The following is a 6,916-nucleotide window of genomic DNA, read 5'->3' as shown; positions in this document are numbered from 1 at the left end:
GTCCCCCCGCCCCCGCGGTGTGCCTAGCATCATGTCGCGCGCGCTGACCCGGCGGGCGGGGGGCCCCCCGTTTTTATCGCCGCCCGGGGGGGGGGGGGGGGGGGGGGGGCCCGGCCGCCCCCCCGCCTCCCGTCCGTCATCGGGTCGCGTCTGCGACCCGCGCACGTCAGCCCTGCGGCGGTGCGTACAGCTGCAGGTCGTTGCCCTCGCTGTCCTTGAAGGGGACGATCTTGCCCCACGGGTGCTCGCTGACGTCACCCGCGAACTCGACGCCCTTCGACCGGAGGTCGGCGACCTCGTCCTCGATGCTCCCGTCCGGCTGGAACGACACGACCGCGCCGCCCCCGCTCGACGGGCTCGCCGACTCCCGGGCGTTCAGGCCGATGCGCAGCCCGTTCGCGTCGATCTCGCTCCAGTCGTCGTCCTCGCTCGCGACCGTCAGGCCGAGCGCGTCGCGGTAGAACGCGACCGCGCGCTGCATGTCACTGACCGGTACCCAGACCGCTGCCACTCCGCTTGCCATGGTGTTCCTCTCGTCGTGCCCTGTCGTCTCGTACCCGGCCGACGGTAGGTCGCGTGCCCGCGTGCGCACACAGGCAGGGTGGTGTCCCAGTGCCCGGGGGGCAGTGTGGGCGACGACGACGGGAGCAGGACATGGCCGGTGTGACGCACGTGGTGCTGGTGCAGTGGGACGCAGCGCGGGACGGGGCCGTCGAGCACGCCGCGCGAGCGGACGACCTGTGCCGCGAGCACCTCCCCCGCATCGACGGAGTGGAGTCGGTGCACTCGGGACCGAGCATCAGCACCGAGGGCCTCGAGGGCGGGTTCGACTGGATGCTCACGGTGCGCTTCCGCGACCGCGAGGCACTCGCCGGCTACCTGCCGCACCCGGAGCACCGCCCGGTCGCCGACCACATCGGCGCGGGGAGCAGTCGCGTCGTCGTGTTCGACGTCGAGGACTGAGCCGGGCTGCTCGAGCGCGTCGAGCTGCAAGGCGAGGGGTCGCGACGACGGCCGTCCTGAGCTACCGTGGAAGCACGACGGGCCGGTTCTCGGAACGTCGCCAGCCGAAGGCCCCGTCATCGGGGCCTTCGTTCTTCCTCGTCGGAGTCGTCGGCACCTCCGTCGGTCGGCCACGTCTCCCGGTGGACGACTGCCGGTGCGATCGCGGCCCACTGCTGTGCAAGCGTCCTGCGAGCGGCCGGGTGCGGATTGCGGACGCGCTCCCGGCGGTAGTGCACGTAGACGGCGAGGTCCACGACCTGCAGCCCGTCGGCGAACCGGGAGCACGCGAAGTTGATCGGGGACGAGATGTTCCGGAGCCTGGACGACTGCGAACCCGGTGTGCCGAACTCCTGGTACCCGGCGAACGCGCGCTGGTGTTCTGCCTGCGTCGCGATCTCGTCGGCGACGACGATCGCCTGCTCCCCGTCGCCGCACGCGCCCGTGTACCGATCGATCTGCTCGAGGACGTGCCCGAAGGCGACTGCGTGCGGCGTCCGTGGATCGTGGGACCGGGCCTTGAGCTGTGCAGTGTCCACTCCGCACAGGACGTACCGGACTCCGCAGTCGAGTGCAGCCCGGAGAACCGCCAGGGAGATGCCCGCAGCCTCACGATGCCTGCCTCGCAACGATCGCCACGAGCCGGCACCGCCCATGAGTTCGTGGCCGTGGAACTCGATCGCCGGATCGGTTCCGTGTTCGACAGCGGTTCGCCTGCGGACCCCCGTCAGCCGCTCCGCGACGGCGTCCCACTGGTCGAGCGTGGCGATCGCCGCAGCGACGTAGTACCGCTCTCGGTCGTACGACTCGTCGACGTAGGCCACCAGCATCCGACGAGCCTGGCACGTGGGGCGCGTCGCCCGTCGGCCCTGTGGATGCCGCATGCGGACCAGGGCCAGGCAGACTGAGTGCTCTCTGATCTGCGGGGGCCGTCCGTGCCGGGCACGAGCGGGTCCTCCTGGGACGATGGGCTGATGAGCACCGAGCCCGAGCGCCGCCGCAGGAGGGCCGACGTCGTCGGCATCCTCGAGCCGAACCCCCACCCGCTGGCGACCGTCACGATCGGCATCGGAGCCGTGGTCGTGCTGACGGTGATCGGGTTCTTCCTCGGTTCGGTCGACATAGGTCTCGCGAAGGCGTTCAACACGCTGCACACCGGCGCGGTCGGAGCGTTCACGACGGCGGTCTACCACGTCATCAGTCCGGTGCCGGCGATCGCGATCACGTTCGTCGTCGCGGGCATCATCTGGTGGCGGGCCAGGGACCTCCGACCGGCCCTGGGCTTCGGGATGACGATCGCAATCACGTGGCTGCCGTCGGCCGTGGTGAAGGAGATCGTCCACCGCGCCCGGCCCGACGTGGCGCTGCTGCCGCACCCGTTCCCCGTCCAGCCCGACCCCGGGTACCCGAGTGGGCACACGGTCTACATCACCGCGTTCGTCATCGCGCTCGTGTGGGTCGTCCGCGAGACCCGGTGGCACCAGGTCGCGCGGGTCGTCGGCGTCGTGGCGATCGTGGTCGTCTTCCTGTCGGTGTCGATCGACGCCGTGCACTACCCGACCGACGCCGCGGCCTCGATCCTCTGGGCGCTCGCCGTGGCACCGGCCGCCCGGGTGGTGTGGGTGGACTGGGCGATGCCGCGCATCCCGTTCCTCCGCCCGCGCGAGGGAGCCGCGGTACCGCTCCGCGTCCGCCGCTGACCGTGCGCCGCTACGTCCGGCTTCGCCGCGCCGCCACGAGTGCGACGACGGCGACCACCGCGGCCGCGAGCATCACGACCGCGAGCGGTGCCGCCGTGCCCTCGCCCCCGATGCTGACGAGCGGCGACACGAGCGCCGCGAGCCCGAACTGCAGGGCACCGAGCACCGCCGACGCGCTGCCGGCGACCCCGGGCACCGCACCGAGCGCCAGCGCGGTGGCGTTGCCGAGCACGAGGCCGAGCGACCCGACCGCGGTGAAGAGCGGCACCGCGAGCCAGAGGACGGGTGCCCCGGTCACGACGAGCAGCGCGAACGCCACGGCGGAGGCCGTCACCAGGACGATGCCCAACGTCAGCACGCCCTCGACCGAGCGGGTCGCGGTGAGCTTCGCCGACAGGATGCTGACGCCCATCAGCGCCAGTGCGTTCAGGCCGAAGGCCAGACCGTAGCCGACGGTGTCGAGCCCGAGCATGCCCTGGTACAGGAACGGCGACGCCGAGATGTACGCCATCATGACCGCGAACGCGAAGCCGAAGACCGCCGTGTAGCCGACGAAGGTGCGCGACCGCAGGGCTCGCAGCGGAGCGCCGGACGCCACGCGCTCGGCCCGGAGGGCGTCACGACGTGAGCGCAGGTGCGTCTCCCGGACGACGGCGAGCACGGCGACGAGCATCAGCACCGAGAGGCCGAGCACGATCGTCAGCAGTCCGCGCCACCCGATCGGTCCGGTGAGCAGCCCGCCGAGGAGCGGTGCCACGACGGGTGCGACCCCGCCGACGATCATCATGAGCGAGAAGGCGCGGGCGGCGGGCCTGCCGGTCGCCAGGTCGGAGATCACGGCGCGGCCGATCACCATGCCGGCTGCACCGCCGAGGCCCTGCAGCAGCCGGGCGACGATCAGCACCGCCACGTTCGGCGCGAGCACCGCTGCGGCGCTGGCGAGGACGCAGAGCGCTGCCCCGGCAAGGAGCGGGGGCACCCGGCCGAAGCGGTCCGACAGTGGTCCGAACACGAGCTGCCCCGCGGTCACGCCGACCAGGAACGCGGTCAGGGTGAGCTGCACGGTCGTGGCCGATGCGGACAGCTCCGTGGTCATCCGGGGGAACGCCGGCAGGTAGAGGTCGGTCGCGAAGGGGGCGACCGCGCTGAGCAGGCCGAGCACGAGCAGCAGGGGTGTCGTGATGCCCGTGGGGCGGGTGGAGGGCGTCGCCGTGGTGGCGCGGATGGATCCCGTGTCCGTCGTCATGGTTATGAAACCATAACTCATTGACCCAGGACGGTACAGTGACGGCATGGCACCAGCGGTCTCCGACGACGCCCTCGCCGAGTTCGCCGACGTCGTCCTGCGCATCGGCCGCGAGGTCGACCCGCACGGTCCGCACGCGCTCGACATCGTCCCGCTGACCGGCACCGAGGCGCTCGTGATGCGGTGGGTGCACCGGAACCCCGGTGCGTCCCCGAGTGCCGTGGCCGACGCCACGGCGCTGCAGCGCAGCAACTGCAGCGTCGCGCTCCGCTCCCTCGTCGCGAAGGGCATGGTCGAGCGCCGCACGGACCCGGACGACGCCCGGACCGTGCAGCTGCACCCCACCGCCCTCGCCCACGACAGCATCGCGCGGTTGCACGCGCACTGGGCGGGCCGGCTCCGCACCGCCCTCGGTGGCGACGAGGGCGGCCTCGGCGCCGCCGCCGACCTGCTGGCACGCATCGACGACGGCCTGCGACGCGGCTGACGACGGCCGGGAGGCGCGTGGCGGGCCCGCCACGCGCCTCCCGGCCGACCCGTGGTGCGTCCCGACCCGACCCCGTGTGCCGTCCGGACGGGCTTGGTACCCTGGACGGACACAACAGCAAGCAGTGTGTATCTACCGGCCGTCGGCCCCACCGACGGACAGCGGCGGCACCCGATGGGCCCGCTGCCCGACAGGCCGGGCCCCAGAAGGCACACCCCCTCATGCTCCAACCCCGACGCTCCGACGCGTCCCTCGTCTCCCTCGCCGGCCGGTGGTACTTCCCGATCGCGTTCGTCGCCCGTCTGCCGTTCGCGATGATGGTCGTCGGTGTCCTCACCCTCGTCGTCGCGTCCCGTGACTCCGTCGCCCTCGGCGGCATCAACTCCGCGTTCGTCGGCATCGGCTCGGCGATCTTCGGGCCGCTCGTCGGTGCCGCAGCCGACCGCTTCGGTCAGCGCGCCGTCCTCGTGCCGGTCGGACTGGCGAACGCCGTGCTCCTCGGGGTCCTGCCGCTCGTCGTCGCGAGCACCGCGCCCGACCTCGCGGTCCTGGCGATGTCGTTCCTGATCGGTGCGACCGCGCCCCAGGTCGCGCCGATGTCCCGCACGCGGCTCGTCGCGATCATCCGGCAGCGCATGTCCGGGGCCCGACGGGACAAGGTGTTCAGCGGCACGATGGCGTACGAGTCCGCCGCGGACGAGACCGTCTTCATCGTCGGACCGTTCCTGGTCGGTCTGCTCGCGAGCACGATCGCCCCGTGGGTGGCCGTCGCGGGGGCCTCGGCGCTGACGTTCGTGTTCGTCACCGCCTTCGCCCTGCACCCGACCGGCGCCCTCGTCGTCGGCGGGCCGACGCAGGAGACGCGTGCCCCGGCCCGGCAGCTGCTCCGCCCGAGGCTCCTCGTGGTCGTCGTCGGGATCCTCGGCATCGGACTCTTCTTCGGGTCGACGCTGACCGCGCTGACCGCGTTCATGGAGCAGCAGGGCGATGCGTCCCGGGCGGGCCTGCTCTACGGCGTGATGGGGATCGGGTCCGCGGCGCTCGCCCTCGGTTCGGCGGCGTTCCCGCAGCGGTTCGGCGTCGCCTGGCGTTGGCTCGTGTTCGGTGTCGTGCTGCTCGGCGGCGCGATCGCCTTCAGCCGGGCGGACTCCGTCGGGTCGGTCGTCCTCGTGCTCGGGATCATGGGCATCGGCATCGGTCCGACGCTCGTGGCGCAGTACAGCCTGGGGTCGGACCGGTCGCCCGTCGGACGCTCGGCGACGACGATGACGATCCTCGGTTCGGCGGTCATCGTCGGGCAGTCGGTCGCGTCGGCCGTGGTCGGCGAGGTCGCGGAGCGGTTCGGGACCGGTGCTGCGATGGCGTTCCCCGCGTACGCCGCCGCGCTGGTCGTCGTCGCCGCCGTGGCGGACCTGCTGCTCGCTCGGCGCGCGGGCACCCCGGTCGCCGCGACCGCCTGACCCCAGCGCCGCGGGACGCCCGGTCGCCGACCGGTGCAGGCTGGACTGCATGCGCATCCTCGTCCTCGGCGGCACCGCCTGGCTCGGTCGGACCGTCGTGCAGTACGCCCTCGACGCCGGCCACGACGTGACGTGCGTCGCACGCGGCTCGGACGTCCCGACCGGCGCCCGACTCGTGCGGGCCGACCGGGACCGCGACGACGCCCTGACCGGGGTCGCCAGCGAGCGATGGGACGCGGTCGTCGACGTCTCCCGCACCCCGGAGCACGTCCGTCGCGCAGCCCGTGACCTCGAGCCCGTCGCCGATCGGTACGTCTTCGTGTCGACCGTGAGCGTCTACGCGTCCCAGGCCGAGCGCGGTGCCGACGAGCACGCCGCCGTGGTCGAGCCGTCCGACGACCCCGCCGAGTACGGCGCTGCAAAGGTGGCGTGCGAACGTGCGGTCCTCGACGCCTTCGGCTCCGAGCGCGCCTCGATCGCCCGGGCCGGACTCGTCGGCGGACCGGGCGACCACACCGGACGTTCCGGCTACTGGCCGTGGCGGTTCGCCCGCGCCGCGGCAAGCGGCCGTGCGGTGGTCGTCCCGGCGCGCACCGATCGGCCCACCTCGGTGATCGACGTCCGCGACCTCGCGGTCTGGCTCGTCGGAGCGGCCGAGGGCGGCCGAGCGGGCGTCCACGACGTCACCGGCGAGGTCGTCACGCTGGGGCAGCACCTCGAGGCAGCACGGGCCGCAGCGGCCGTGGACGTCCCGGTCGAGCCGCTGTCGGACGAGGTGCTCCTCGCGCGCGGGGTCGCACCGTGGGCGGGGGCGCGGTCCCTACCGCTGTGGATCCCCGACGACGACCACCAGGGCATGAACGACCGACCGGCAGACCGCGCACGTTCGGCTGGCCTGAGGTGGCGCCCACTCGCCGAGACGCTGGCGGACGTGCTCGCGTGGGAGCAGCTGCAACCGGTCCACCCGCACGGCGCAGGACTCTCGGACGACGACGAGGCTGCCGTCCGCGCTGCCGGGTGA

8 protein-coding genes are annotated in these 6,916 nt (G+C 73.0%); 5 read left to right on the top strand and 3 right to left on the bottom strand.

The window, feature by feature from the left end; all coding sequences use genetic code 11:
* Window positions 1–166 precede the first annotated feature (166 nt).
* A complete protein-coding gene (locus ABIC52_RS10945) occupies window positions 167–523 on the bottom strand; it encodes a VOC family protein (protein ID WP_209676094.1) in 357 nt (118 codons plus the stop codon).
* A gap of 131 nt (window positions 524–654) precedes the next feature.
* Between ABIC52_RS10945 and ABIC52_RS10940 the strand changes: the two genes are divergently transcribed.
* A complete protein-coding gene (locus ABIC52_RS10940) occupies window positions 655–963 on the top strand; it encodes a Dabb family protein (protein WP_126891178.1) in 309 nt (102 codons plus the stop codon).
* Between the two features lie 116 nt (window positions 964–1,079).
* Here the strand turns inward: ABIC52_RS10940 and ABIC52_RS10935 are convergent, their stop codons facing one another.
* The gene (locus tag ABIC52_RS10935; protein WP_209676098.1) at window positions 1,080–1,832 is read right to left on the bottom strand and encodes a DUF3800 domain-containing protein; all 753 of its coding nucleotides are present in this window, start codon (window positions 1,830–1,832) and stop codon (window positions 1,080–1,082) included.
* Window positions 1,833–1,976: 144 nt separating this feature from the next.
* On the opposite strand from ABIC52_RS10935, the gene ABIC52_RS10930 reads away from it, so the two are divergent.
* Window positions 1,977–2,702 carry a phosphatase PAP2 family protein gene (locus tag ABIC52_RS10930; RefSeq protein ID WP_126891180.1) on the top strand — a complete coding sequence of 242 codons (726 nt, stop codon included), beginning with the start codon at window positions 1,977–1,979 and terminating at the stop codon, window positions 2,700–2,702.
* A gap of 10 nt (window positions 2,703–2,712) precedes the next feature.
* On the opposite strand, the gene ABIC52_RS10925 is transcribed toward ABIC52_RS10930, so the two are convergent.
* Entirely contained in the window at window positions 2,713–3,948 is a 1,236-nt protein-coding gene (locus ABIC52_RS10925) for a multidrug effflux MFS transporter (protein ID WP_209824419.1), read from the bottom strand.
* 46 nt (window positions 3,949–3,994) lie between these two features.
* Here ABIC52_RS10925 and ABIC52_RS10920 point away from each other — a divergent pair, with 46 nt between their 5' ends.
* From ABIC52_RS10920 to ABIC52_RS10910, 3 genes are all read left to right on the top strand, one after another.
* On the top strand, window positions 3,995–4,435 hold the full coding sequence (locus ABIC52_RS10920; protein WP_126891755.1) for a MarR family winged helix-turn-helix transcriptional regulator: 441 nt from the start codon (window positions 3,995–3,997) through the stop codon (window positions 4,433–4,435).
* Window positions 4,436–4,656: 221 nt separating this feature from the next.
* Window positions 4,657–5,895 (top strand): MFS transporter, encoded by a 1,239-nt coding sequence (locus tag ABIC52_RS10915; RefSeq protein ID WP_354027315.1) that lies wholly within the window; start codon window positions 4,657–4,659, stop codon window positions 5,893–5,895.
* A 49-nt stretch (window positions 5,896–5,944) separates the two neighbouring features.
* Window positions 5,945–6,916 carry an NAD-dependent epimerase/dehydratase family protein gene (locus ABIC52_RS10910; protein ID WP_354027314.1) on the top strand — a complete coding sequence of 324 codons (972 nt, stop codon included), beginning with the start codon at window positions 5,945–5,947 and terminating at the stop codon, window positions 6,914–6,916.

This window comes from Curtobacterium oceanosedimentum, assembly GCF_040545555.1.
Lineage (GTDB): Bacteria > Actinomycetota > Actinomycetes > Actinomycetales > Microbacteriaceae > Curtobacterium.
Note: the sequence above shows the minus strand (reverse complement) of the source record. Positions and strands in the feature narration are given on the sequence as shown.

Excerpts from the sequence above, each read along its gene's own strand:
- ABIC52_RS10945 (WP_209676094.1), bottom strand. The coding sequence starts at position 523 with ATGGCAAGCGGAGTGGCAGCGGTCTGGGTACCGGTCAGTGACATGCAG.
- ABIC52_RS10940 (WP_126891178.1), top strand. The coding sequence starts at position 655 with ATGGCCGGTGTGACGCACGTGGTGCTGGTGCAGTGGGACGCAGCGCGG.
- ABIC52_RS10930 (WP_126891180.1), top strand. The coding sequence starts at position 1,977 with ATGAGCACCGAGCCCGAGCGCCGCCGCAGGAGGGCCGACGTCGTCGGC.
- ABIC52_RS10915 (WP_354027315.1), top strand. The coding sequence starts at position 4,657 with ATGCTCCAACCCCGACGCTCCGACGCGTCCCTCGTCTCCCTCGCCGGC.
- ABIC52_RS10920 (WP_126891755.1), top strand. The coding sequence starts at position 3,995 with ATGGCACCAGCGGTCTCCGACGACGCCCTCGCCGAGTTCGCCGACGTC.
- ABIC52_RS10925 (WP_209824419.1), bottom strand. The coding sequence starts at position 3,948 with ATGACGACGGACACGGGATCCATCCGCGCCACCACGGCGACGCCCTCC.
- ABIC52_RS10910 (WP_354027314.1), top strand. The coding sequence starts at position 5,945 with ATGCGCATCCTCGTCCTCGGCGGCACCGCCTGGCTCGGTCGGACCGTC.
- ABIC52_RS10935 (WP_209676098.1), bottom strand. The coding sequence starts at position 1,832 with ATGCTGGTGGCCTACGTCGACGAGTCGTACGACCGAGAGCGGTACTAC.